Annotated in this window: 24 protein-coding genes; 4 read left to right on the top strand and 20 right to left on the bottom strand. The window is 73.8% G+C overall.

The annotated features are described in order from the left end of the window. Window positions 1-29: 29 nt before the first annotated feature. From B5D80_RS05545 to B5D80_RS05535, 3 genes are read right to left on the bottom strand one after another with little or no spacing between them, the layout of a single operon-like run. Window positions 30-1,061 (bottom strand): acyl-CoA dehydrogenase family protein, encoded by a 1,032-nt coding sequence (locus tag B5D80_RS05545; protein WP_088642667.1) that lies wholly within the window; start codon window positions 1,059-1,061, stop codon window positions 30-32. A 13-nt stretch (window positions 1,062-1,074) separates the two neighbouring features. Then, entirely contained in the window at window positions 1,075-2,226 is a 1,152-nt protein-coding gene (locus B5D80_RS05540) for an acyl-CoA dehydrogenase family protein (protein ID WP_088642666.1), read from the bottom strand. A gap of 33 nt (window positions 2,227-2,259) precedes the next feature. Further along, window positions 2,260-3,807 (bottom strand): AMP-binding protein, encoded by a 1,548-nt coding sequence (locus tag B5D80_RS05535; RefSeq protein WP_088642665.1) that lies wholly within the window; start codon window positions 3,805-3,807, stop codon window positions 2,260-2,262. 68 nt (window positions 3,808-3,875) lie between these two features. On the opposite strand from B5D80_RS05535, the gene B5D80_RS05530 reads away from it, so the two are divergent. After that, window positions 3,876-4,856: an MBL fold metallo-hydrolase gene (locus B5D80_RS05530; RefSeq protein WP_088642664.1), complete on the top strand. Its 981-nt coding sequence runs from the start codon at window positions 3,876-3,878 to the stop codon at window positions 4,854-4,856. Between the two features lie 55 nt (window positions 4,857-4,911). On the opposite strand, the gene B5D80_RS05525 is transcribed toward B5D80_RS05530, so the two are convergent. Genes B5D80_RS05525 through B5D80_RS05475 form a run of 11 tightly spaced genes read right to left on the bottom strand, consistent with a single transcriptional unit; the run spans window position 4,912 to window position 17,004 of the window. Continuing rightward, window positions 4,912-6,465 carry a class I adenylate-forming enzyme family protein gene (locus B5D80_RS05525; protein ID WP_088642663.1) on the bottom strand — a complete coding sequence of 518 codons (1,554 nt, stop codon included), beginning with the start codon at window positions 6,463-6,465 and terminating at the stop codon, window positions 4,912-4,914. Next, the gene (locus tag B5D80_RS05520) at window positions 6,462-7,985 is read right to left on the bottom strand and encodes a class I adenylate-forming enzyme family protein (protein ID WP_088642662.1); all 1,524 of its coding nucleotides are present in this window, start codon (window positions 7,983-7,985) and stop codon (window positions 6,462-6,464) included. The genes B5D80_RS05525 and B5D80_RS05520 overlap by 4 nt, the downstream gene beginning before the upstream one ends. Continuing rightward, window positions 7,985-8,479 (bottom strand): VOC family protein, encoded by a 495-nt coding sequence (locus B5D80_RS05515; protein ID WP_067309619.1) that lies wholly within the window; start codon window positions 8,477-8,479, stop codon window positions 7,985-7,987. The genes B5D80_RS05520 and B5D80_RS05515 overlap by 1 nt, the downstream gene beginning before the upstream one ends. 31 nt (window positions 8,480-8,510) lie before the next feature. After that, entirely contained in the window at window positions 8,511-9,431 is a 921-nt protein-coding gene (locus B5D80_RS05510; protein ID WP_088642661.1) for an SDR family NAD(P)-dependent oxidoreductase, read from the bottom strand. Then, the gene (locus B5D80_RS05505; RefSeq protein ID WP_088642660.1) at window positions 9,428-10,612 is read right to left on the bottom strand and encodes an acetyl-CoA acetyltransferase; all 1,185 of its coding nucleotides are present in this window, start codon (window positions 10,610-10,612) and stop codon (window positions 9,428-9,430) included. Before B5D80_RS05505 ends, B5D80_RS05510 begins: the two co-directional genes overlap by 4 nt. Further along, window positions 10,602-12,014: an OB-fold domain-containing protein gene (locus B5D80_RS05500; RefSeq protein WP_144081593.1), complete on the bottom strand. Its 1,413-nt coding sequence runs from the start codon at window positions 12,012-12,014 to the stop codon at window positions 10,602-10,604. Before B5D80_RS05500 ends, B5D80_RS05505 begins: the two co-directional genes overlap by 11 nt. 17 nt (window positions 12,015-12,031) lie before the next feature. Further along, the gene (locus B5D80_RS05495; protein ID WP_088642658.1) at window positions 12,032-12,823 is read right to left on the bottom strand and encodes an ABC transporter ATP-binding protein; all 792 of its coding nucleotides are present in this window, start codon (window positions 12,821-12,823) and stop codon (window positions 12,032-12,034) included. After that, entirely contained in the window at window positions 12,820-13,710 is an 891-nt protein-coding gene (locus B5D80_RS05490; RefSeq protein ID WP_088642657.1) for an ABC transporter permease, read from the bottom strand. Before B5D80_RS05490 ends, B5D80_RS05495 begins: the two co-directional genes overlap by 4 nt. A 2-nt stretch (window positions 13,711-13,712) precedes the next feature. Then, entirely contained in the window at window positions 13,713-14,636 is a 924-nt protein-coding gene (locus B5D80_RS05485) for an ABC transporter permease (RefSeq protein WP_088642656.1), read from the bottom strand. Beyond that, entirely contained in the window at window positions 14,633-15,478 is an 846-nt protein-coding gene (locus tag B5D80_RS05480; RefSeq protein ID WP_088642655.1) for an ABC transporter ATP-binding protein, read from the bottom strand. Before B5D80_RS05480 ends, B5D80_RS05485 begins: the two co-directional genes overlap by 4 nt. Before the next feature lie 2 nt (window positions 15,479-15,480). After that, window positions 15,481-17,004, bottom strand: coding sequence for an ABC transporter substrate-binding protein (locus tag B5D80_RS05475; RefSeq protein WP_144081592.1), 1,524 nt, complete (start codon window positions 17,002-17,004; stop codon window positions 15,481-15,483). A gap of 191 nt (window positions 17,005-17,195) precedes the next feature. On the opposite strand from B5D80_RS05475, the gene B5D80_RS05470 reads away from it, so the two are divergent. The 3 genes from B5D80_RS05470 to B5D80_RS05460 are packed head-to-tail and all read left to right on the top strand — an operon-like array spanning window position 17,196 to window position 19,257. Continuing rightward, window positions 17,196-17,933, top strand: coding sequence for an enoyl-CoA hydratase/isomerase family protein (locus tag B5D80_RS05470; RefSeq protein ID WP_158224142.1), 738 nt, complete (start codon window positions 17,196-17,198; stop codon window positions 17,931-17,933). After that, window positions 17,930-18,748 (top strand): VOC family protein, encoded by an 819-nt coding sequence (locus B5D80_RS05465; protein ID WP_144081591.1) that lies wholly within the window; start codon window positions 17,930-17,932, stop codon window positions 18,746-18,748. The genes B5D80_RS05470 and B5D80_RS05465 overlap by 4 nt, the downstream gene beginning before the upstream one ends. Further along, on the top strand, window positions 18,745-19,257 hold the full coding sequence (locus B5D80_RS05460) for a flavin reductase family protein (RefSeq protein WP_088642651.1): 513 nt from the start codon (window positions 18,745-18,747) through the stop codon (window positions 19,255-19,257). The genes B5D80_RS05465 and B5D80_RS05460 overlap by 4 nt, the downstream gene beginning before the upstream one ends. 85 nt (window positions 19,258-19,342) lie before the next feature. Here B5D80_RS05460 and B5D80_RS05455 read toward each other — a convergent pair whose 3' ends face one another. The 6 genes from B5D80_RS05455 to B5D80_RS05430 are packed head-to-tail and all read right to left on the bottom strand — an operon-like array spanning window position 19,343 to window position 24,014. Beyond that, on the bottom strand, window positions 19,343-19,831 hold the full coding sequence (locus tag B5D80_RS05455) for a MaoC family dehydratase (RefSeq protein ID WP_088642650.1): 489 nt from the start codon (window positions 19,829-19,831) through the stop codon (window positions 19,343-19,345). Further along, window positions 19,819-20,640, bottom strand: coding sequence for an enoyl-CoA hydratase/isomerase family protein (locus B5D80_RS05450; protein WP_158224141.1), 822 nt, complete (start codon window positions 20,638-20,640; stop codon window positions 19,819-19,821). The genes B5D80_RS05455 and B5D80_RS05450 overlap by 13 nt, the downstream gene beginning before the upstream one ends. Further along, entirely contained in the window at window positions 20,637-21,593 is a 957-nt protein-coding gene (locus B5D80_RS05445) for a zinc-binding dehydrogenase (protein WP_088642649.1), read from the bottom strand. The genes B5D80_RS05450 and B5D80_RS05445 overlap by 4 nt, the downstream gene beginning before the upstream one ends. Continuing rightward, window positions 21,590-22,300 (bottom strand): nitroreductase family protein, encoded by a 711-nt coding sequence (locus B5D80_RS05440; protein WP_088642648.1) that lies wholly within the window; start codon window positions 22,298-22,300, stop codon window positions 21,590-21,592. The genes B5D80_RS05445 and B5D80_RS05440 overlap by 4 nt, the downstream gene beginning before the upstream one ends. Then, the gene (locus B5D80_RS05435) at window positions 22,297-23,046 is read right to left on the bottom strand and encodes a nitroreductase family protein (protein WP_088642647.1); all 750 of its coding nucleotides are present in this window, start codon (window positions 23,044-23,046) and stop codon (window positions 22,297-22,299) included. The genes B5D80_RS05440 and B5D80_RS05435 overlap by 4 nt, the downstream gene beginning before the upstream one ends. Next, complete coding sequence (locus B5D80_RS05430; RefSeq protein ID WP_088642646.1) at window positions 23,043-24,014, bottom strand: nuclear transport factor 2 family protein; 972 nt, start codon at window positions 24,012-24,014, stop codon at window positions 23,043-23,045. Before B5D80_RS05430 ends, B5D80_RS05435 begins: the two co-directional genes overlap by 4 nt. Between the last annotated feature and the right edge of the window lie 27 nt (window positions 24,015-24,041).

Raw genomic sequence — 24,041 nt, 5'->3', positions numbered from 1 at the left:
GGGCTGGTGCCCGGCAAGACTTCCGCAGGTCAGCCCCGCACGGCCCGACGTGCCCGGATGCGCAGCTCCCCGGCCCGCCGCCGGTGCCACGACCCCCGCCCGCAGCGGGCGTCGAGCACGAACGCGCGGCGCAGGAACAGGTGCGGGTCCGCCTCCATCGTGATGCCCATCCCGCCGTGCACCTGGATGCACCGCTCGGCCGCGAACACCGCCGCCTGCCCGGCCGCCGCCTTCGCCGCGTGCACCTGGACCCCGGCGTCCGGGTGTCCGGTGTCGACCGCCCACGCCGCGTACAGGGTCAGGTCCCACGCCGCCTTGCGCGCCGTGGCCGCCTCGGCCAGCGGGAACGCGACCCCCTGGAACGACCCGATCACCCGGCCGAACTGGCGGCGCGTGCGGGCCTGCTCGGCGGCCAGGTCGATCGCGCCCTGGGCCACCCCGCACAGCTCCGCCGCCACCACCAGCGCCGCCCGCAACGGCCCGGTGCCGGCCGGGCGGGGCCGCTCGGGCGCGGCCACCGTCAGGTCCGCCAACGGCACCGACGGGTCCAGCGACTGCCGCTCGGTGACCCGGACCGGGTCGGCGAACCAGACCCCGGCCGGGCCGAGCGCGACCACGCCGTCGGCCTGCGCCGCATACGGCACCAGGGTGCGGACCAGCGGGTCCACCGGCACCGCGTCGGCCCAGCCGGAACTGCCCGGCACGTCGACCGCCGCGGTGAGCACCCGGCGACCGTCGAGCACCTCGTCGGGCAGCGGCCCGCCGGACCGCTCGTCGCCGCAGAGCAGCTGCACGGCCGCCGCGTGCGCCGGGAACCGGCTGGGCACCAACCGCCCGCCGAGCGCCTCGACGGCGACCAGCAGGTCGATCAGGCTCGACCCGATGCCGCCGGCCGGCTCGGGCACCCCGAGCAGCCCGAAGTCACGCAGCAGCGGCCCGTCCCCCGCCGGGGCCCGCCACCCGCCCGACCACGCCGCGCGGGCGGTGCCCCGGTCGGCGTCCGCGAGCGCGCCCACGGTCCGGCCGATGTCCTGCTGTTCCTGGGTGAATGTCGCGCGCACCGGACCACCTCGCTCAGCGGGAGCGGGGCAGGCGCAGGACCCGCTCCGCGAGAATCGACTTCTGGACTTCCTCCGTGCCGCCCTCGATGGTGTGGGCGCGGGCCCGCAGGTAGCGACGCATCCGGGCGGCGGCGCCGTCGCCGTCGACCAGCACCCCGCCGGCCTCGTCGAGCTGCACGGCGAGCCGGTTGGCGTTCTGCACCACCCGGGCCCACAGGCTCTTGAGCGCCGAGGTCTCCGGCCCCGGCACCCCGCCGGCCCGGCTCTCGCCGAGCATCCGCATCGAGCCGATCCGGACCGCCTCGGCGTCGCACTGCAACGCGCCCACCGCGTCGACGAACGCGCTGTCGTCGGCGACGCCCCGCTCGACGGCGACGTCGATCAGCCGGTCGACCGCCTGCCGGGCCCAGACCCACAGGTTCAACGCCATGCTGCCGCGCTCGAACGCGAGCGTGGTGAGCGCGACGGTCCAGCCGTTGCCGACCCCGCCGAGCACGTCGTCGTCGGCGACGAACACGTCGTCGAGGAACATCTCGTTGAACTCGGTGTCCCCGTTGATCATCACCAGCGACCGGACGGTGAACCCGTCCATCGGGGCGAGGAAGTAGGTGATCCCCTCGTGCTTCGGCGCGGCGGCGTCGGTACGCGCCAGCAGCAGGCAGCGCGAGGCGTTGTGCGCGTTGGACGTCCAGATCTTGGCCCCGTTGATCCGCCAGCCCCCGTCGACCCGGGTCGCCGCCGTGGTCAGGCTCGCCAGGTCCGACCCGGAGCCGGGTTCGCTGAACCCCTGGCACCAGTACTCGTCGCCGCGCAGGATGCCGGGCAGGTGCCGGGCCTGCTGGGCGTCGGTGCCGTGCGCGATGATCGTCGGCCCGGCCAGCATCATGCCCACCCCGTTGAGCGGGTACGGCGCGCCGCGTACCGCGGCCTCCTCGTTGAAGACGGCCTGGGCCAGCGCGTCCATCCCCCGGCCGCCGTGCGCCGTGGGCCAGGACAGTCCGGCCCAGTTGCCGGCGCAGAGCCGGTCCTGCCACACCCGGGACCAGTGCTCCCGCTCGTCCTGGGTCAGCTCCTCCTGGTCGGGCACGTCGGCCAGCGCCTTGTCGAGCCACCCGCCGACCTCGTGCCGGAACGCCAGGTCGGTGTCGCTGTCAGCGAAGTCCATGCCCACCCCCCTGTGGGTCGTCGGTGTCGCCGGTCACGCGCTGGCCTCCTCGGCGGGCACGAGCCGGGCCTTGTAGAGCTTGCCGTTCGGGTCGCGGGGCAGCGCGTCGCGCACGACGTAGGACTGCGGGCGCTTCGGCTTGGCCAGCCGCTCGGTGAGGTACCGGCGCAGCTGCGCGACGGCCGTGTCCGGGTCGGGCGCGGTGTCGGTGAGCACGACGTGCGCCTGGGGCACCTCGCCGAACTCCGGGTCGGGCACCCCGACCACGCCGACGTCGGCGACCCAGTCGTGGCCGATCAGCGCCGCCTCGATCTCGGCCGGGTAGACGTTGACCCCGCCGACCAGGATCAGCTCGGCCGCGCGGCCGGTGATGTAGAGGAAGCCGTCGGCGTCGACGTGGCCGACGTCCCAGACGGTCATCAGGCCGTCGCGCCGCGCGCCGTCGGTCTTGCCGGGGTCGTTGTGGTATTCGACCCGGTCGTCGCCCTGGCGCATGTAGACGATGCCGGTCTGCCCGACGGGCACCTCGTTGCCCAGCTCGTCGAGGATGCGGAGGGTGGAGATGGAGGCCGGCCGGCCGACCGTGCCCGGGTGGGCCAGCCACTCGTGGGGACGGGCGACGGTGGTGCCGACCTCGGTGGAGCCGTAGTACTCGTAGACCACCGGGCCGAACCAGTCGAGGATGCGCTGCTTGACCTCGCGCGGGCAGGGCGCCGCGCCGTGCAGGACGTAGCGCAGCGAGGACAGGTCGTAGCGGTCACGGACCGCCTCAGGCAGTTGCAGCAGCCGGTAGAAGTGGGTCGGCACCATGCTGGTGCCGGTGACCCGGCGTTCCTGGACCCGGTGCAGGAAGCCCTCCGGCGTCCAGCCGTCCATCAGCACCATCGTGCCGCCGGCGTGCAGCGCGCCCATCGCCGGGGTGATGTTGGCCGAGTGGTACATCGGGGCCGACACCAGCCAGGACCCGAACGCCTCCCGCTCCATCCCGAACTCCCGGAACAGCCAGACGTAGGTCAGCGCGCCGGTGTCGGCGTCGACGCCGCTGAGCGGGCGCTTGACCCCCTTGGGCCGGCCGGTGGTGCCGGAGGTGTACATCATCAGCGAGCCGGCCGGGGTGTCCGCCGGGCTGGTGGCGGGCATGTCGGCGGTGAGCGCCGCGAGCGGTCGGGCCCGGTCCGTGCGGGGCGTGCCGTCGACGAAGACCTGGATGCCGGGCACCGCCGCGGCGGCGTCCAGCACGACGTCCTCGACCCGGGCGGAGCCGACCACCACCCGGGCCTCGCTGTCGGCGAGGATGTAGCCGACCTCGGGGGCGGTCAGGTGGTAGTTGAGGGTGACCAGGTAGAGCCCGGACTGCATGGCCGCGAGATAGAGCGCGACCAGGCCGGGGCTGTTGGTCATGACCGCCGCGACGGTGTCACCGGGCCGCAGGCCCGCGTGCGTACGCAGGCCGTGCGAGATCCGGTTCACCTCGGCGAACAGGTCACCGTAGGAGATCCGCCGGTCGTCGGCGGTCACGATCGCGCACAGCTCCGGTTCCGCGGCTGCCCACAGCCGGAACCCGGTCCGCTCCTGGCTCATCGGACTCCTTGAGCTAGATTCCGACCATCCGGTATGTTGGTGTCCCACAGTAAGGGAGCCTCCCGACGATGTCCATACCTGTGAGCGACGCCCACGCCGCCAGTTGGCGGGCCCGTCAGGTGCCGGTCCCCGCGCAGGTCGTCGACGGTGTCTGGGCGATCCCGGTCCCCCTGCACGGCAGCGCCCTGCGGTCCATCACCGTCTTCCTGATCACCACCGACGAGGGCCCGGTCCTCGTCGACGCCGGCTACGACCACCCGAGCTGCTGGACGTCGTTCCAACAGTCGGTGGCGGCCATCGGGCAGCGGGTCGACACCATCGCAGCGGTCCTGCTCACCCACAACCACCCCGACCACGTCGGCTTCGCCGACCGGGTACGCGCCGCCTCCGGCGCGCGGGTGGTGATGGGCGCGCCCGACGACTTCGCCACCATGCACCGCCGACGCGGCACCTTCCTCCAGCAGGTACGCGCCGCGCTCGAACTGACCGGCGCCCCGCCCGACGTCGTCGCCGCCATGTACGCCGACGCGGTCGCCGTCGCCGTGCACCGGGAGGACCTGCGGCTCGACGTGGCCGTGGACCACGACACCGAGTTCCGCTTCGGCGACGTGACCGTCCGCGCCCTGCCCGCCCCCGGGCACACCTACGGCCACACCGTCTACGTCGACACCCGGGGACTGGTGTTCACCGGTGACACGATGATGGCCGAGGGGCCCACCCAGCTCGCCATCGTCAGCCGCCCCGACGACGACCCGGCCGCCGACCTGTTCGGCACGCTGGCCCGCATCGGCGACCTCGGGGCCGCCATCGCCTGCCCCGCCCACCAGTTCCCCTACCGGGACGTCGCCGCCCGCGCGCAGGCGCTCGCCGCGTTCCACCGCGACGAGGTCGAGACGGTCCGGGGGCTGGCCCGCGACGGCGACACCGCGTGGGACGTCGCCCGGCGGATGACCTGGAAGAAGCCGTGGGACGAGCTGGGCCGGGGCACCCGACGGTTCGCCCTGGTGCACGCCCTCGCCCTGCTCCGCCACGCCGCCGCCGACAGCTGACACCGGGGCGGCCCGCCCGGCGCGGTCTCAGTCGCGCCGGGCGGGCCGCCCGGTCTCAGTCGCGCCGGGCGTCGTCGTACGTCCAGTCCGGGCGCAGGGTCGGGCGCAGCTCCCGCAGGGTCCGCTTGAGCACCTTGCCCGACGGGTTGGTGGGGAACTCCGGCACCAGGTAGACCTCCCGGGGCACCTTGAACCGGCCGAGCCGCTGCCGGGCGTGCGCGATCAGCACCTCGGGCGTCAACCCTGGACGGGCCACCACGAACGCGGCCGGCACCTCCTGCCACGTCGGGTGCGGGGCCGCCACCACCGACGCGGCCAGCACCAGCGGATGGTCGGCCAGCACGTTCTCGATCTCGGCGCTTGACATGTTCTCCCCGCCGCTGCGGATCATGTCCTTGAGCCGGTCGCGGATGTAGAGGTAGCCGTCGGCGTCGAAGCAGCCGATGTCGCCGGTGTGGAACCACCCGTCCCGGAACGCGGCGGCCGTCGCCGCCGGATCGTCGAGGTAACCGGGGCTGACCTTCGGCCCGCGCGCGACCACCTCGCCGTGCGCGCCGACCGGCACGTCCGCACCGTCCGGGTCGACCACCCGGACCTGGACCCACGGCACCGGCAGCCCCACCGACCCCTGCTTGGACTCCTGGTGGGCGGCGTCGAGGTAGGTCAGCCCGCTGCACGTCTCGGTCAGGCCGTACCCCTCGATCAGCCGGGCGTTCGGGAACAGCCCCCGGGCCACCCCGAACAGCGCCGAGGTGACCTGCGAGAAGATCAGCCAGCGGACCGACGACAGGTCGGTGCCGGCGGCGGTGGGCTCGCGGCGGACCATGTCCAGCATGGTCGCCGCGACCACCATGCCGGTGATCCGTTCCGTCTCGATCGCCCGCAGCACGGCCGCCGGCACGAACCGGCGGTGCAGCACCATGGCACCCCCGACGTGCCAGATGCCGAAGCCGGGCAGGTCGGTGCCACCGACGTGGTAGAGCGGCGCGACGTTGAGGATCCGGTCGGTCGGCCGCAGGCCCAGCTCGACGATCTGGGCGTGCATGTTCCGGTTCACGTTGCCGTGGGTGAGCAGCACCCCCTTGGGCAGGCTGGTGGTGCCGGAGGTGTAGACGATCCGTTGCAGGGCCGCGTCGTCGAGGTCGGCGTCGGCGACCCGCGCGCCCCGGTGCGCCGCGACGAGCGCCCGCACGTCGGTCCAGCCGTCGTCGACCGGTTCCAGCGCGAACCGGCGTACCTGCGGCAGGTCGGCGAGGGCGGCGGTGGTGAGCGGGGCGAACTCCGGCACGGTGGCGACCGCCCCGACCCGCGCGTGCGCCAGCAACCGGGCCAGCTCCCCGGCCGTCAACCGGTAGTTCAGCGGGACCACGACCGCGCCGAGTTTCGCCAGCGCCAGACAGAGCAGGAGGAACTCGGGGACGTTGTCCGCGACGACCGCCACCCGGCTGTCCCGGCGTACCCCCTCGGCGACCAGCCCGGCGGCCAGCGCGTTGACGTCGTCGTCGAGCTGCCGGTGGGTCCACCGGCGGTCGCCGAAGACCAGCGCGTCGGCGTCGGCGAACCGGCGGGCGTTGCCGGCCAGCATGGCGGCGAGGTTCGCGGTGCTCACCCCGACACCGCCGCCTCGCGCAGCGCCTTCTTCAGCACCTTGCCGGAGTCGTTGCGCGGCAACGACGTCACCAGCTGCACGTACCGGGGGACCTTGTAGCGGGCCAGTTCGGCCCGGCAGTGCGCGCGCAGGTCCTCGGCGGTGCCGGTCGCGCCGTCGCGGAGGATGACGAACGCCTTCGGCACCTCGTCCCACTGCGGGTCCGGCACCCCGATCACGGCGACCTCGGCGACGTCGGGATGCTGGGCGAGGACCCGTTCGATCTCGGCGCTGGCGATGTTCTCCCCACCGGACTTGATCAGGTCGGCCCGGCGGTCGACGAACCACAGGTAGCCGTCGGCGTCGATCCGGCCCACATCGCCGGTGCGGAACCAGCCGTCGCGCCGGCTGCGCCGGTTGGCCTCGTCGTCGTTCCAGTAGCCGGGCGACACCTTCTCCCCCCGGACGACGATCTCCCCCTCGACGTCCGGGCCGACCGGCCGGAAGTGCTCGTCGACGATCCGGATCTGCACCCCGGGGAACGGCGCGCCGAGCGCACCGAGCTTGCTCTGCTCGTGGGCGGCGTCGAGGTAGCAGACCCCGTTGCACAGCTCGGTCATGCCGAACGTGTCGATCAGCCGCACGTGCGGCAGCCGCCGCTTGACCTCCTGCCGCACGCTCGGCGCGACCCCGGCGAACAGCAGGTAACGCAGCTTTCCGAGATCCGGCGGGTCGTCCAGGTCGAGCAGTCCGAACAGGATCTGGGCGGCCAGCACCATGCCGGTGATCCGCTCCTGCGCGGCGATCCGGGCGATGTCGGCCGGCTTGAACGTCGGGGTGAGCACCATCGTCGCGCCGGCCACGAACGTCGCCAGGCCCGGCGCCTCCAGCCCGCTGACGTGGAACAGCGGCGCGGAGACGAGGATCCGGTCGGCGGCGGTCAACTCCAGTTCGAGGACCTGCGCGAAGTGGTTCGCGGTGAGGTTCCCGCAGGTGTGCACCACCCCCTTGGGGCGGGCCGTGGTGCCCGAGGTGTAGAGCAGCCGGTGCACGTCGGCGGGGCCCTTGTCGGCGTCGGCGACCCGCACGCCCGGAGGCTGCCCGGCGAGCAGGTCGGCCAGCCGTCGCGCGGCACCGACGACCGTGTCGCCGTTGGCGACCAGCGTGCGCAGCCCGGTCGTGGCCGCCAGCCGGGCGGCGTCGGCGGCGAAGTCGTCGTCGTAGAGCAGTCCGGTGACGCCCGCCTGGTCGATGACGTACGCCTGCTCGTTGGCGTGCAGCCGCCAGTTCAGCGGCACCGAGACCGCGCCGAGCCGGCTCAGCGCCAGTAGCTCGACGACGTAGGTGGCGGTGTTGCGCCCGAGCACCCCGACCAGGTCGCCGTCGGCGATGCCGGCGTCGCGCAGGGCCGCGGCGTGCCGGTCCACGTCGGCGTCGAGTTCCGCGTACGTCCAGCGGGCCGCCCCGTCGACCAGGGCCTCGGCGTCGGCGCGGCGCAACGCCTGCCGGCGCAGCGTCTCGGTGAAGTTGCTGCCGCCCATCAGTCGCCGCTCCCCCGCCGCCGGGCCAGGATCTCCTCCCGGGACGGCAACGACACGAACTCCAGCAGGTTGCCGTCGAGGTCCCGGGCGGCGAACGCGGTGATGTACCCGTAGTTGTCCAGCAGCACCCGGTTCGGCGCGGACAGGCACTGCGCGCCCAGCTCGGTCAGCCGCCGGTGCAGGTCGTCCAGCTCGTCCAGGGGCACCTCGAAGCTGAGCAGGAAGGTGCCCAGCTCCAGGTGACCGGCGGTGGCGGTGCGGGTCTTCACGCCGTTCCACTCGATGAGTTCGAGCTGGCCGACCCGGCTGGGCCCCTGGAGGTACTGGACCCGGCCGGTGGTGCCGGCGGGCAACCCCAGCGACACCTCGATCCCCGGCCCGCCGACGTCGGTCCGCAGCGTCCGGCGGTAGCCCAGGGCCCGCTCGTAGAAGTCCGCGGCGCGGTCGACGTCCGAGACGGTCATCGCCACGTGGTGCACTTCGCTGACCGGCATGATGCCTGCCTTCCTGTTGGTTCGCGCCGGATCAGGCGGACGGTCCGGACGGCCCGCCGAGGACCCGTTGGATCAGGGTGACCTCGTCCGCGCCGCTGTCCGGCACGATGAAGTCGTCGAGCCGGCAGATGTCGTCCACCGCGCCGAGGATGTCGTCGGGCGAGGCCGGGGTGGGCCCGCCGTACCAGCCGGGGGTGACGCCCAGGAAGATCCGCCCGACCCGGCCGCCGCCGACGGTGAGGATGTGCCGGTTGAGCTGGCACTGCTCGGAGGCGAGGAAGGTCGCCACCGCCGCCACGTGCTGCGGGTCGAACCGGTCGGTCAGCTCGCCGAGCAGGTTCTCGGTCATCCGGGTCGCCGCCGTCGGCGCGATCGCGTTGACCAGGATGCCCCGGCGGGCCCCCTCCAGCGCGAGCACGTTCATCAGCCCGATCAGGCCGGCCTTGGCCGCGCCGTAGTTGGCCTGGCCGAAGTTGCCGAACAGGCCGGACGACGAACTGGTCAGCACGATCCGGCCGTAGCCCTGGGCGACCAGGTGCGGCCAGGCGGGCCGCAGCACGTGGAACGCCCCGGCCAGGTGCACGTCGAGCACCGCGCTGACGTCCTCGTCGGACATCTTGGCCAGCGTCCGGTCCCGCAGGATGCCGGCGTTGTGGATGACCGCGTCGAGCCGGCCGTACGTGTCGATCGCCCGGCCGACCAGGTCCGCGCCCCCGGCGGCGGTGGCCACCGAGTCGGTCGAGGCGACGGCGGTGCCGCCGGCCGCGCGGATCTCGGCGACGACCTGTTGCGCCGCGCCCGAGGAACCGGAGCCGTCGACCGTCCCGCCGAGGTCGTTGACGACCACCGACGCGCCACGCGCGGCGAGGGTCAGCGCATGCGCCCGGCCGATGCCGTTGCCCGCGCCGGTGACGACGACGACCCGGCCGTCGAGGGTGACCCGGGCGCTCATCGCTCGTTCCCCAGGACCGCCACGAACGCGACGCAGGAACCAGGCTGCCCGCCGAGGTTCTGGGCCACCGCCAGCCGCGCGTCGGGCACCTGCCGGGGTCCGGCCTCCCCGCGGAGCTGGGTGAAACACTCGAACATCATCCGCAGCCCGGTCGCGCCGATCGGGTGGCCGAACGACTTGAGCCCGCCGTCGGTGTTGACCGGCAACGCCCCGTCGAGGTCGTAGCGGCCGTCGAGGATGTCCCGCCACGCCTTGCCGCGGGCGGAGAAACCCAGGTCCTCCATCAGCACCACCTCCGTCGGGGTGAAACAGTCGTGCACCTCGGCCAGCGAGATCTGCGCCGCCGGGTCGGTCACGCCGGCCTGCTCGTACGCCTCGCGGGCGGCGGTGACCACCTCGGGGAAGGTGGTGAAGTCGTAGCCGTCGGCGGCCAGCCCGGCCCCGGAGCCGGCGACGAAGCTCATCCCGCGCAGGTAGACCGGTCTGTCGGTGTACCGGTGGGCGTCCTCGGCGCGAACCAGGATCGCCGCCGCCGCGCCGTCGGAGACGCCTGAGCAGTCCATGACGCCGAGCTGCCCGGCGATGCGCGGGGACCGTTCCACCGTCTCGGCGGTGACCGCCCGGCGGAACTGGGCGCGGTCGTTGCGGGCCCCGTTGGCGTGGTTCTTCACCGCGACCCGGGTCATCGCGGCGCGCATCTCCCCCTCGTCGATCCCGTGCGCCGCCTGGTAGGCGGGGGCGAGCAGGGAGAACCCGGCCGGCGCGGTCCAGTCGACGTCGGTGCCGTCGGCGGGCGGGAACACCGCCGACAGTCCGGAGTAGGAGGAGTCCTTGAGCTTCTCCACCCCGGTCGCCATGACCATGTCGTACGCGCCGGAGGCGACGGCGAAGGCGGCGTTGCGGAACGCCTCCGAGCCGGTGGCGCAGTAGTTCTCCACCCGGGTCACCGGCTTGCCGGTCAGCCGCAGCGGGCGGGCCAGGGTCTGCCCGGACATGCCCGAGCCCTGGGTGCCGACCCAGAACGCGTCGACGTCGTCGAGGGTGACGTCGGGCAGCGACCCGACGCACTCCTGCACGGCGTCGACGAGCAGGTCGTCGGCGGAGGAGTTCCAGTGGTCCCGGAACGGGGTGCAGCCCATCGCGACGATCGCGACGTCGTGGGTGGTGCGCCTACTGGCCATCGGCGGTGTCCTTCCCTGGCGCGGCGTCGGCGGGTGCCGGGCGGAGCTTCCAGAAGTAGTTGTGGATCGAGTCGGTGGTCCAGAGCCGGCGGAACACCGGGGTCACCGGCATGCCCACCCGCACGTCACCGGGTGCCACGTCGGTGACGTACGCGCTGAGCCGGCCGCCGCCGTCGACGTCGGCGACGACGATCGCGACCTCCGGTTCCGGCATGGTGGTCAGGTGGTCGCGGGTCACCGAGACCACCCTGGCGGTGCGGTCGCGCAGCGACACCGCGGTGGCACCCGACCCGGCGACGCCGCAGGAGGCGCAGACCCGACCGGGGGGTGTGGTGACCCGGCCGCAGGCGTCGCACCGGCTGCCCTCCAGCCGGTACTTCCAGCCGGCCCGGCGGTGCATGGGCGGGGCGGCCGGGGCCGGGGAGGCCGGTCGGGCCGGGCCCTGCACGTCGAGCAGGCCCCGCCAGCGCAGGTAGCGGCCGTAGCCGAGGCGCTGCCGGGCGGCGAGCTGGGCGCGGACCGTCGGCCCGCCCCGGGCGGCGCGGACGTCGTCACCGACCCGCAGCACGAACGCGTCGGCGCCCTCGGTGGCCGACAGCAGCAGGATGGTCTGCCCGGGTTCGGCCTCGTCGAGGGCGGCGGCGAGCAGCAGGCCGGGGTGGGCGACGCCGGTGAAGCCGGTGGCCCGTTCGACGCTCGCGTCCCCTCCGGTGCCGCCGAGCGCCTTGCGCAGCGCCGCCGCCGCACGCGGGTTCGACGACGACACGACGACCTCGTCGACGGCGTCGAGCGACGCCTGCGCCAGGGCCCGGCGGGCGGCGTCGAGGCCGGCGGCGACGAGGATCTCGGCGGTGAACCGTTCGTCCCAGACCCGGTCGTGCCGTTCCCCGGGCAGCCGCCAGCGGTCGAGCAGTTCGGTGGTGTGGCCGGCGCGGGCGAGGAGCACGGCGGCCCGGCCGCCCCCGGCGAACGCCGCGGCGGCGTCGCCCTGGGCCAGCTCGTCGGGGGCCCCGGGGCGGGTGGTACGCACGTCGGCCAGGGCCGCCGTGGCGACGCCCCGCAGGACCAGGTCCAGGGCGGACGCGCCGGCCCGGTGGCCGCGCAGGTCGAGGGCGGTGACCCCGGGGTCGAGGCCCAGCGCCTCGTGGACCACCCCGGCGGAGGTCTTCGTCTCGTACGGTGCGCTGGTGGTGGCCAGCAGCAGGTGCCGCCCGGCCGGGGTGTCGGCGGCGACGTGCCGCAGCGCCTCGACGGCCATGGTGACGGCGTCCTCGTCGTAGCCGGCTACGCCGCGGGTGCGGCCACCGTCGCGGGCCGGGCCGGTCGGGTCGAGCCTGGTGTCGTCGAGCGCGTACGCCGGGAGGTAGGCCGCGTAGGCGTCGATGCCTGGTTGCTCGGGCATGGGTCGCGGGTTCTCCTTCAGCTCCACGAGGGGATGGCGGCGAGCAGGCGTCGGGTGTACTCCTGCTGCGGTCGGTCCAGCACGGTCAGGGCGTCGCCCTGTTCGACGACCCGCCCGCCGCTCATCACCGCGATCCGGTCGCACAGGTCGCTGGCGAGCATCAGGTCGTGGGTGACGAAGAGCAGGCCGATGCCGAGTTCGTCGACGAGGGTGCGGAACAGGTCGACGACCTTGGTCTGGGTGGTGACGTCCAGGGCGGTGGTGCACTCGTCGGCGATCACCAGCGCGGGGCGGGTGACGACGGCGAGCCCGATGGCGACCCGCTGGCGCAGGCCGCCGGAGAGCTGGTGCGGGTAGCTGGCCAGCACCCGGCCGGGGTCGTCGATGCGCATCTGGGCCAGCACCTCCACCGAGCGGCGTTCCACCTCGGCGCGGGTGATGTCCCGCACGTGCCGGCGCAGCACCTCGGCGAGCTGGGTGCGGACCTTCAGCAGCGGGTTCAGCGACCGGGACGCGTCCTGGAAGACCATGCCGACGGCGCTGCCCCGGACCCGCGCGGTGCGGTCGACGCCGGGGGCCACCACCTGTTCGTCGCCGACGGTGACGGTGCCCCGGTCGACCCGGACGTTGCGGTCGAGCAGCCCGACGACGGCGCGGGCGAGGGTGGTCTTGCCGCTGCCGGACTCGCCGACGACGCCGACGATCTGGCCCCGGCGGATCTCCAGGTCGACGTCGTCGAGCAGGGTCAGCTCGCCGTCGGCGAGCCGGGCGGTGATGGACAGCCCGGAGAGCTTCAGCAGTACGCTCATCGCCGCCTCTTCCGTGGGTCGTGGTGGGTGAGCAGCGCGTCGCCGAGCAGGTTCACCAGCAGCACCAGCACGGTGATGGCGAGGCCGGGGAAGAAGGCGATCCACCAGGCCTGGCTCAGTTCGTCCTGGCCGGAGGCGAGCATCGAGCCCCAGCTGTTCATCGGCGGCACCACGCCCAGGCCGAGGAAGCTCAGCGCGCTCTCGACCAGGATCGCGGTGCCGACCTGGAGGGTGCCGAGCGCGACGATGGTGCCGGCGAGGTTGGGCAGGATGTGCCGGAAGACGATCCGGGGCTCGGACGCGCCGGCGGCGCGCAGGCCGACGACGAACTGGCGTTCCCGGATGGCCAGGGTCGCCGCGCGGGTGACCCGGGCGCACACCGCCCAGCCGGTGAGCGCCAGCACCAGGAACAGCACCGGCAGGGAGCTGCCCCGGTTGGCGATGATGGCGAGGGCGACCAGGATGAACGGCAGGGCGAGCTGGGCGTCGATGAGGATCGAGATGACCCGGTCGACCCAGCCCCGGAAGTAGCCGGCCAGCAGGCCGAGCAGCGTGCCGGGGCCGATCGCGACGAGCGCGCCGACCAGGCCGATCACGATGGTGAGCCGGCCGGCGGAGACGAACTGGGTGAGCAGGTCCTGGCCGAGCTTGTCGGTGCCGAGGGGGTGCGCCCAGCTGCCGCCGGCCAGGAACGCGGGCGGCTGGCGGGTCGCGTCGAGGTTCTGGCCGCCGTCGGGCAGCAGCCCGGTCAGCGGCAGCACGAACACCGCGACGGCGGCCACCGCCAGCGGCAGGGCCAGCCAGAACGCCGACGTACGCGCCCGGCGGCCGGCCCGGCGCGGTGGCGAAACCGGGGCGGTGACCGGGTCGAGTTCGAGTTGGCTCATGCTCACCGCACCCTCGGGTCGACGATCGAGTGCAGGACGTCGACGAGCAGGTTCAGCAGCACGAACACCAGCGCGCCGAACACCACGATCGCCTGCACCAGCGGGAAGTCGCGGAACTGGATGGCCTGCAACGCGAGCTGGCCGAGACCGGGCCAGGAGTAGACGTACTCGACGGCGACCGCGCCGGAGAGCAGGATGCCGGTCTGGAGCACCACGATGGTCAGGATCGGCATCATCGCGTTGGTGAAGGCGTGCCGCCACACCACCCGGCGGGTGCTGATGCCCCGGGCGCGGGCGGAGTCGATGTAGGGCTCGGCCAGCGCGTCGCTCATCGAGGCGCGGGTGAGCCGGGCGATGTGCGCCATCGGGTAGACCGACATGGTCAGTGCGGGCAGGATCAGGTGTCTCGGGCTGCCGGACTGGCCGGCGGGCAGCCAGCCGAGTTTGACGGCGAACAGCACCACCAGCATCATGCCGAACCAGAAGACCGGCACGGACTGGCCGAGCAGGGCGAGGGTGGAGGCTCCCCGGTCCCACCAGGTGCCCTCCCGGGTGGCCGCGAGCACCCCGAGCGGCACGCCGACCAGCAGGGCGAGGGCCATGCCCGCGCCGACCAGTTGCAGGGTGTACGGCAGCCGGTCGGCGATCATCGAGGTGTTGGACTGGTAGAACTGCAACGACTGGCCGAGGTCGCCGGTGAACACGCCCTTGAGGTAGTCGAGGTACTGCACGACGACGGGCAGGTCCAGGCCGAGCTGGTGGCGCAGCGCCTCGCGTTGTTCGGGCGGGGCCATCGGGCCGAGGATGGTGGCGGTCGGGTCGCCGGAGAGCCGGCCGAGCAGGAACGCCAGGCTGAGCGCGATGAGCAGCGAGGCGAACAGCGACGCGAGCCGGCCGCCGACGCGGCGTACGGTGCTGGCCTTCATCGGCGGGACCTCCAGCGCGCGCCGGGCATCGCGGCGAGCAGTTCGCGGGTGTAGTCGTTCTCGGGGGTGCCGAAGACCCGGTCGCAGGGTCCCGCCTCGACGACCCGGCCCCGGTACATCACGTGCACGACGTCGCAGAGCGAGCGGACCACGGCCAGGTCGTGACTGATCATCAGCAGCGCCGCGCCGGTGGTGGCACGGATCTGGCGCAGCAGGGCCAGCACGTCGGCCTGGACGGAGACGTCGAGGCCGGAGGTCGGCTCGTCGGCGACGATCAGGCGGGGACGCATCAGCAGCGCGCGGGCGATGCAGACCCGCTGCGCCTGTCCCCCGGAGAGCTGGTGGGGGTAGCGGTCGAGCAGGTCCGGGGCGAGCCGGACCCGGCCGAGCAGGTCGGCGTCGTCGATCCAGGAGGTCCGTTCGGGTTGCAGCGCCCGCAGTTCCCGCAGCCCGGAGCGGACCGACTGGCGGGGGTCGAGCGAGCCGTGCGGGTCCTGGAAGACCACCTGCACCTCGGGGCGCAGCCGACGCAGTTGGGTGCGGCTGACCGCCGAGAGCGAGTGGCCGAGCAGCCGGATGTCGCCCCGGCCGCGTGGGCCCAGCCCGGTGGCCGCCATCGCGAGGGTGGTCTTGCCGGAGCCGGACTCGCCGACGACGGCGACGCTCTCGCCGGCCGCGATGCGCAGCGACACCTGGTCGACCGCGCGGAACAGCGTGCCGGTGCCGCCGTCGCGGTGCTCGACGACGAGGTCGTCGACCTCCAGCACGGGGGTGTCCGACTCCGGGGTGCGGGGGTGCCGGGCGAGGTCGCCCGGCACCCCCGTCTCCGTTACCTCGGACATCGTCAGCGGGTCGTCTTCGTGAAGTCCACGGTGTTCAGCGGGCCGAACACCACGCCGGAGACGCCGGGGCCGGTCGCGTAGTTGAACACCTGCCGGTACAGCGGCACGTAGCAGTGCTTCTGGACCACGCCGATCGTGTTGAGCTGCTCGTAGAGCGGGGCGGCCTGCTGGGCGTCGTTCTGTTCCAGCGCCTGCTGGGCCAGGGTGTCGATCTGCGGGTCGGGGCAGTTGCCGGTGATCGACTTCGTCTTCATGAAGCCGCTGACGAAGTAGTCGGGCACGGCGACGTTCGGCACCCCGGCGAAGATCGACAGACCGGGCACCTGGCGGCCGACGATCCGCTTGACCAGCGTGCCGTAGTCCAGCGGCACGTAGCTGACCTTGAAGCCGGCCTTCTCCAGGCTGCCCCCGACGGCCTGGGACACCTCTTCGATGTTGGTGTACTGGGCCGCCGGGTAGGTGATCTGCACGGTCGGGGTCGCCCCGCCGAGGAGTTCCTTGGCCTTGGCGGCGTCGGCGGTCACGCTCTGCGTCGGCTGCTGACCGGGCTTGACGTTGAGCAGCCCGGCGTCGGCGACCGCCTGACCGTCGAAGATGCCCTTGACGATGGCGTCGCGGTCGATGGCCAGGGCCGCCGCCTCGCGCAGCTTCGGGTCGTCGAACGGTGCCTTCGTGGAGTCGAGGAAGGCGATGATCTTCATGGCGGTCTCGGTGCTGACCACCTCGACCCCGGCGGCCTTGGCGGCGCTGGCCTGGGCCGGCGGCAGGTCGAAGGAGACGTCCACGCTCTTGCTCTGGATCAGCGCGAGCCGCTGGGCGGCCTCGTTGGCCCAGGTGAAGGTGACGCCCTCGTTGGTCGCCTTGGTGCCCCAGTAGTCGGGGTTGCGCTTGACCGAGATGTCGCGGCCGGCGTTCGCGCCCGACCAGACGTACGGGCCGGTGCCGACGGGTGCGGCGGCGAAGCCCTCCGAGCCCTTCTCCTGGTAGTACTTCGGCGGCACCAGGTAGACGGTGGTGAGCAGGTCGGGGATGTCGTACTGCGGGGTCTTGGTCTTGACCACGACCGTGGTGGCGTCGGGCGCCTCGATCGCGGTGACGTTGCCGAAGTACGACTTGAGCTGCGAGGCCGCGCTGTCGCGGGTGAGCATGATGGTGTTGGCGACCGCCGCCGCGTCGGCCTTCTCGCCGTTGCTGAAGCTGATGTCGGGCCGGACCTTGAACGTCCAGGTCGTGGCGTCGGTACGGGTCCAGCTGGTGACCAGGCCGGTGTCGGTCGGCGCGAGGTCGCTGCCGGTGTTGATCAGGGGTTCGAGCATCGTCGCCCAGACGATCTGGGCGGAGCGCGCGCCGACGATCGGGTCGAGGGTCGCCGGCTGGGCGGCGAGCAGCGCCCGGATCGGGCCCGTGCCCGACGCGCCGGAGTTGTCGGAGTCGGAGCCGCCGCACCCGGTGAGGCCGGCGCTCGCGACGGTCAGCGCGGCGGCCAATGCCAGGAAGCGCCGGGAGCGCAGGGATTTCATGATCATCATGGGTGTCCTTCACTGCGATGGACCCGTCATGTCTCCGCGTGAGGCGGCGGTGACGTTCGCCACAAAGTACCGACCAGCCGGTATCAAGTCAACGGGTCGACCGGGTATCTCGCTCGTGACATTCGCGTGACAAAGGCCCACCGGCCAGCACCGTTGTGTTCATACCGACCGGTTTGTATGATACCGCGGTGACCATCACCCTCACCCATGGGCACGACGGCCGCCTCGCCCGGGTCCGCTACGACAACGCGGCGCGCGGCAACTGTTTCGACACCACGACACTGCACCGGCTCGTCGACACCCTGGAGACCGCCGCCGCCGACGGCACCTGCGCGGTCATCCGCCTGGACATGGCCGGGCGACACTTCTGCGCCGGCTGGGACACCTCCTCCTTCACCGCGCTGGCCGGGGCCACCCGCGAGGAGGTCGCCGCCGACCTGCGCGCCAGCGACACCGCGGTGGCGCGCATCCGCCGGCTCCCGGTGCCCGTCGTCGCCGCCGTCCGGGGACGGATCATCGGGTTCGGCGTCGGCCTGCTCAGCGCCGTACACCTGCCGGTCGCCGCCGCCGACGCCCGGCTGTCCCTGCCGGAGGCGCGCTACGGCTTCGCCCCCGCCGGGGTCGGCCACACCATCGCCCGGTCGGTGCCCCGGCCGCACGCCTACCACCTGCTCACCGGGGTGGCGGAGGCGACCGCCGGGCAACTGCGCGACTGGGGCCTGGTGGCCCGGGTGGTCCCCGACGACGAGCTGGACGCGGCGGTCGACGACCTCGTCGACGCCCTGCTGGCCGTGCCGGGGGCGACCCTGCGGGCGGTGGTCGGGGTCGTCGAGTCGAGCCTGGCCACCGGAACCGCCGACCAGGCGTACGACATCTCGGCCCGCACGATCGTCGCGGGCCCGGCCACCAGGGGGACAACCGGATGAGACCACGATTCCAGCCCGGCGAGGCGGTCTGGGTGGAGCTGTGCACACCCGACCCGGCACAGGCCGAGACCTTCTACGCCGCGCTGCTCGGCTGGACGGTCCGCGCCGAACGCCTCGGCGGCACCACCTACCGGATGTGCAGCATCGACGGGCGGGACGTCGCCGGGATCTCCGACGCCGCCGCCCTGCACGGCGACCGCCCCCGGGGCTGGCTCACCTACTTCGCCGTCGACGACATCGCCGCGTCCGCCCGGCAGGCGGTGGCGCTCGGCGGCGAACTGGTCGCGCCGCCGCGCTACCTGCCGGCGGCGGGCACCGGCGCCGCGGTGATCGACCCGTTCGGCGCTGCCTTCGGCCTCTACCAGGGTGAGTCGCGCGTCGGCGTCCAGGCGGTCAACTCCGTCGGGGCGCTGTGCTGGAACGAGCTGGACACCGGTGAGCCGGCCGAGGCGGTGGCCTACTACCGCACGTTGTTCGGCTACACCACCCAGCAGCGCGACGACTCGCCGACGGCCCGGCCCTACACGGTGCTGATGCTCGCCGACGTGCCGGTCGCCGGGGTCCTCGAACTCGACAACGCCTGGCCGAACCCCATCCCGTCGACGTGGGTCACCTACTTCGCCGTCGCCTCGCTCGACGACGCGCTGGCCCGGGTGACCGCCCTGGGCGGCAAGCCCACCGTCGGGCCGGTCGACACCCCGCACGGCCGGCTGCACCTGGTGAAGGACCCGGGTGGGCACACCCTGTGCCTGATCCAGCTCGACACCGGGCTGCGGCCCGACCACGACTCCTGCGACCCGGCGGTGAACCGATGATGGCCGAGCCCCTGTTCGACTCCGCCGAGTTCCGCCAGGTGTGCGGGCACTTCCCCACCGGCGTGACGGCGGTGACGGCGGTGACCGCCGGGGGCGCGGTCGCCGCGCTGACCGTGAACTCGTTCACCTCGGTCTCGCTGCACCCGGCGAAGGTGCTGTTCTGCGTCACCAGCTTCTCGTCGAGCTTCCCGGTGCTGATGGACGCCGACCGGATCGCCGTCCACATCCTCAGCCAGGACCAGGAGGACGTGGCCCGGCGGTTCGCCACCTCCGGGCTGTCCGGGGAGCAACGGCTCGACGGGGTGTCCTGGGTGCCCGGCCCCGACGGCGTCCCGCTGCTGCCCGACACCCCGGCGATCCTGGCCGGACGGCGCGACGAGGTGATCACCAGCGGCGACCACGTGATCGTCCTGATCGACGTCGACCGGGTCCACCTGAAGCCGACCGACGTGCCGGCGCTGTCGTTCTACCGGGGCCGGTTCGTCACCCCGTCGCGGACGACCGAGTGACCACCGACGCCGGGCCGGGTGACCGCCGGCCCGGCGTCGGCCGGGTCACGGCCGACGCCGGGCGGGGCGGCGACGCTCCCCGGGCTCAGGCGTAGTAGCGGAACACGATCTCCGCCACGCAGCAGGGCTGCGACGACTCGGCGAACTCCACCGCCACCGACGCCGTGGCCTGCACCCCGGGGGTGGCCTGCGGGCCGGGCGCGGTGATCGCGGTGGCCGCGACGAGGGTCGCGGTGCCCTGGATCTCGACCCCCGGCGGCAGCGGCCGGACGAACCGGACCCGGTCGAGGCCGTAGTTGACGCCCATCGAGAAGGTCCGCACCTCCAGGATGTCGGCGAGCAGCCGGGGGACGAGGGCCAGGGTGAGGAACCCGTGCACGACGGTGCCGCCGAACGGCCCGGACCGGGCCCGTTCGACGTCGACGTGGATCCACTGGTGGTCCCCGGTGACGTCGGCGAACTGGTCGACCTGCCGCTGGGTCACCACCTGCGGCGCGCTGACGCCCAGTTCCGTGCCGACCAGCCCCAGCAGGTCGGAAGGGGTGTCGACGGTGGTCCGTCTCATGGTGCGCATGGGGGGTGCTCCGTTCCGGGTGGTGGGTCCAGGGTGTCGGGTCGGGTGGGTGCCCCGGGGGTGTGCCGGTCGGGCGGGGACGCGGCTGCGGCACGGGCCGTCGCCTGGGCCGTGACGTGCGCGGTGAGGGCCTCCCACTCCCGGTCCCAGTCCGCCTCGGCCACCGGCGGGCGGGCGACGGTGAGCATCCGGCGGACCGCCGCCGGGTCGCGGGCCGCGACCGCGTCGGCCAGCGCGTCGACGTGCCCGACGAGCCGGTCGTCGGCGACGGCGGCGCTGACCAGTCCCCGACGCTCGGATTCCTCGGCCGACCAGGTCTCCCCCGTGAGCAGCAGGCGGCGGGCGAGCGCCGGCCCGACGGCGCGGGGCAGCAGGACGCTTGCCCCCCAGCCGGGGACCTGACCGGCGGCGAGGTGCCGGTCGCCGATCCGGGCGCTGTCGGCGGCGACCGCGATGTCGCAGCCGAGCAGCAGTTCGAGGCCGCCGCCGAAGGCCGCCCCGTTGACCGCGGCGACGGTGGGCACCGGGGCGGCCCGGAGGGCGCGGACGAGACGGCGGCCCCGGTCGAGGTGGGCCAGCAGCGCGGGCAGGTCGCCGAGCAGACCGGTGGCCTCGGCGAGGTCGGCTCCGGCGCAGAAGCTGCGGCCGGTGCCGGTGAGCACGAGCACCCGTACCGCCGGGTCGGCCGCGCCGGCCAGCCACCGTTCGAGACCGGTCAGCACCGTGCTGTCGCAGGCGTTGCCGGACCCGGGCCGGTCGATGCGCGCCCAGAGGGCGGCCCCGCGCCGGGTCAGCACCACGGAGGTCACGTCAGGCTCACGCAGAGCTTGCCGAACGCGGTGCCGGCCAGCATCCGGGCCGCCTGGGTGCGGATGTCGGCGAGGTCGACGACGCTGTCGACGACCGGCCGGATACGGTGGGTGTCGACGAACCCGACCAGCGCCACGAACTCGTCGAGGGTGCCCATGGTCGCGCCGTGCACGCTGATCTCCCGGGCGAACAGCCGCGGCAGGTCCAGCTCGGCGGTGAAGCCGCTGGTGCCGCCGCACACCACGATGGTGCCGCCGGCCCGGGTGCAGCGGGTCGAGTGGTCGAAGGTGGCCGCGCCGACGGTCTCCACCACGATGTCGGCGAGTTCCGGGGTCCGCGCGCCACTGTCCAGGGCGACGGCCGCACCGAGGGCGAGGGCCCGTTCCCGTTTGGCCGCCGACCGGGAGGTGACCATGACGGTGGCGCCGGCGGCCACGGCGAGGCTGATCGCGGCGGTCGCCACCCCGCCGCCCGCGCCCTGCACCAGCACGGTCCGCCCGGGACCGACCGCCGCCCGGGTGAACAGCATCCGGTACGCGGTGAGCCAGGCGGTCGGGAGGCTGGCGGCCTCGGCCCAGCTCAGTCCGGCGGGTTTGGCGACGAGGTGGGCCGCCGGGACGACGATCCGTTCGGCGAGCACGCCGTGGCCGGCGTCGGGTAGCAGGGTGGCGTGCGGGACGGTCCGGCCGTCGGGCGCGGTGGGCAGCACCGGGTAGACGATCACCTCGCGGCCTGCGGCGACACCTGCCGCGTCGCTGCCGATGACCCGGGGTCCGTCGTGCCCGGTGGTGCCGACGCCGCGCAGCGTCCACAGGTCGTGCATGTTCAGCGCGCCGGCCCGCACGTCGACGTCGACCCAGCCGGGGGGTGCCGTCGGGGCGGCCAGGTCGCCGACGTGCAGCGCGCCGACCGGGTCGGCGGCGCTCGGGGTGCGGACGTGGGCGGCTCTCACCGGGCCGCCGATCCGGCCGGCTCGGTGGGCCCGTTCCAGAACGCCACGTCGGCGAGGTCGGCGCGGGCGGCGGGGCGGAAGTCCAGGCCCCGGGTGTAGGCGACCGGGACGAGGGTGACCGGTCGCCAGTCGTCGGGCAGGCCGAGCACCTCGCGTACCCGGGTGGCCCGGTGGGCCAGGGCGGTGGCCAGCACCGAGCCGAGGCCCCGGGAGCGCAGGGCGAGCTGGAACGACCAGGCGAACGGGAAGATCGACCCGTAGTAGCCGGAGGCGGTGCCGCCGACGGGCCGTTGCGGGACCGGTTTGGTGCTGCACAGCACGACCAGGACGGGCACCTGCGCCAGGTGGTCGACGAGGTGCTTGACGGCGGCGAGGACCCGCTGCTGGCGGGCCTGGGCCTGCGGGTCGGCCCGGACGCCGGGCGACAACCGGGTGGTGGTGGCGGCCTCGCCGTCGGCCAGCGGACGGGCGACGGTGTCGTGCCAGATCTCGGTGTACAGGGTGGACAGTTCCCGCTTGAGTGCCGGGTCGTCGACCGCGACGATCCGCCAGTCCTCCAGGTTGGAGCCCATCGGTGCCTGTTGGGCGAGGCGCAGGCACTCCTCGACGACGGCGCGGCCGACGGGCCGGTCGAAGTCCAGCCGGTGGCGCACCGCGCGGGTGGTGGTCAGTACCTCGTCGATGTCGGTGATCACTGCGCCGGTCATCGGTGGTCCTCTCCGGTGAGGCGGTCGACGGGCTTGTCCCGGTAGGGCAACGGGGTTCCCCACCGGTCGAGGTAGCTGACGCTGCGTACGGGTCGGCGGGCGGCGACCCTGAAGTCGGTGCCGAGGGTGTACGCGACAGGCAGCATGGTGATCTGCACCGCGCCGTCGGGGATGCCGAGCAGCGTGGCGACGGCGGCGGCGTGGTGCAGGTGCAGGGTGGTGATGACGGTGCCGAGTCCGCGCGCCCGCAGCGCCAGGTTGAACTGCCAGATCGCCGGATAGAGCGACCCGTAGAGGGCGGAGTTGGTGCCGGGGCCGCCGGTGGTCGGGTCGGGCCGGGTGGCGCACGGGATGACCAGGTACGGGGCCCGCCCGATGTGCTGCGCGAGGTGTTCGGCTCCGGCGAGGATACGGGCGGTGCGGGCGCTGACCGTGCCGTCCGCGTCGACGCCGCCGAGGCGGCCCCGGACCAGGTCGTTGCCGGTGCCCGCCGCGCTGTGCAGCGGTTCGTGCACGTGGGTGCGGTAGGCGGCGTGGTAGAGCGTCGCCAGCTCGGCCTTGAGCGCCGGGTCGCCGACGACGAGCCAGCGCCAGTCCTCGGCGCCGCCGCCGGTGGGCGCCTGGACGGCGAGTTGGAGGCACTCGCCGACGAGGTCGAGGGGCACCGGGCGGTCGTAGTCGAGGCGGAGCCGGACCGACCGGGTGGTGGTCAGCACGTGGTTGAGGTCGGTGAACGGCAGGGTCATCGGTCGGCCTCCGGTGCGACGCCCAGCAGGTCGGTGACGTGCAGGGTGTCGCAGTACTCGCGGACCCCGGCGATGCCGCCGGGTCGGACGTCGACGATCCAGAGGTAGCGGTTCTGGTAGCGGGCACCGTCGCCGAGGACGGCGTGTCCGTGGGCCTCGACGGCGACCAGGGTGTCGTCGACGATCCACCGGTCGGCGGTGACCGCGATCCCGGGGGACGCGTAGGTCCCGCCGGCCAGTCGGGCCCGCATCGCGGCGAGTTTCCCGCTCATCGCGACCCGGCCGTGCAACGGCCCGTTGGCGTCGAGGTCGCCCCGGCCGTGGTGCCGGCCGAGGTCGCGGCGGCGGCCGGAGTCGGTCCACCAGGTGGCGTCGGCGGTGAACAGCGCGCCGAAGGCGTCGAGGTCGCCCCGGGCGAGGGCCGGCCACATCGCCAGCGCGGTCGCCAGCGCCGGGGGCACGTCGACCGGGTCGGGCGGGTCGTGGTGCGGGGGGTCGTCGAGGCTGCTGCGGGGTACGGGCGCGTCGTCGCCCACGACGTGCTGCGCGTGGGCGGTGTCGAGGTACTCCCGCACGGCGACGATCGCGCCGGTCGGGTCCACGTCGACGACGAAGCCGTAGCGGTTGGCGTACTCGCGTCCGCTGGCGTGGACGCCGTATCCCTCGACCTCGATGACGCAGGTGTCGTCCCCGGCGACGATCCGGCGGGGGATCTGCCGGCAGCCGGTGGGGAACGCGTGCGGGCCGAGGGACCGCATCAGCGCCAGCTTGTCGTCCATCCGCATCAGGCCGTGCAGGGGGAAGCGTCCGCTGCCGTGCGGCGCGAGATCCGGATCGCCGCCGCGACGGTCCGGGCCGGTGTCCACCCACCAGGTCGCGTCGGGGGCGCACAACCGGGCGAGACCGCCGAGGCTGCCCCGGTCGAGCGCGGAGACGAAGTCCATGCCTGCCCGGACCGCGCGGGTCATCCGGCCTCCCACATTCCGACTGGTGGG

The sequence above is a fragment of the Micromonospora wenchangensis genome, from assembly GCF_002210435.1.
Taxonomy (GTDB): domain Bacteria; phylum Actinomycetota; class Actinomycetes; order Mycobacteriales; family Micromonosporaceae; genus Micromonospora; species Micromonospora wenchangensis.
Note: the sequence above shows the minus strand (reverse complement) of the source record. Positions and strands in the feature narration are given on the sequence as shown.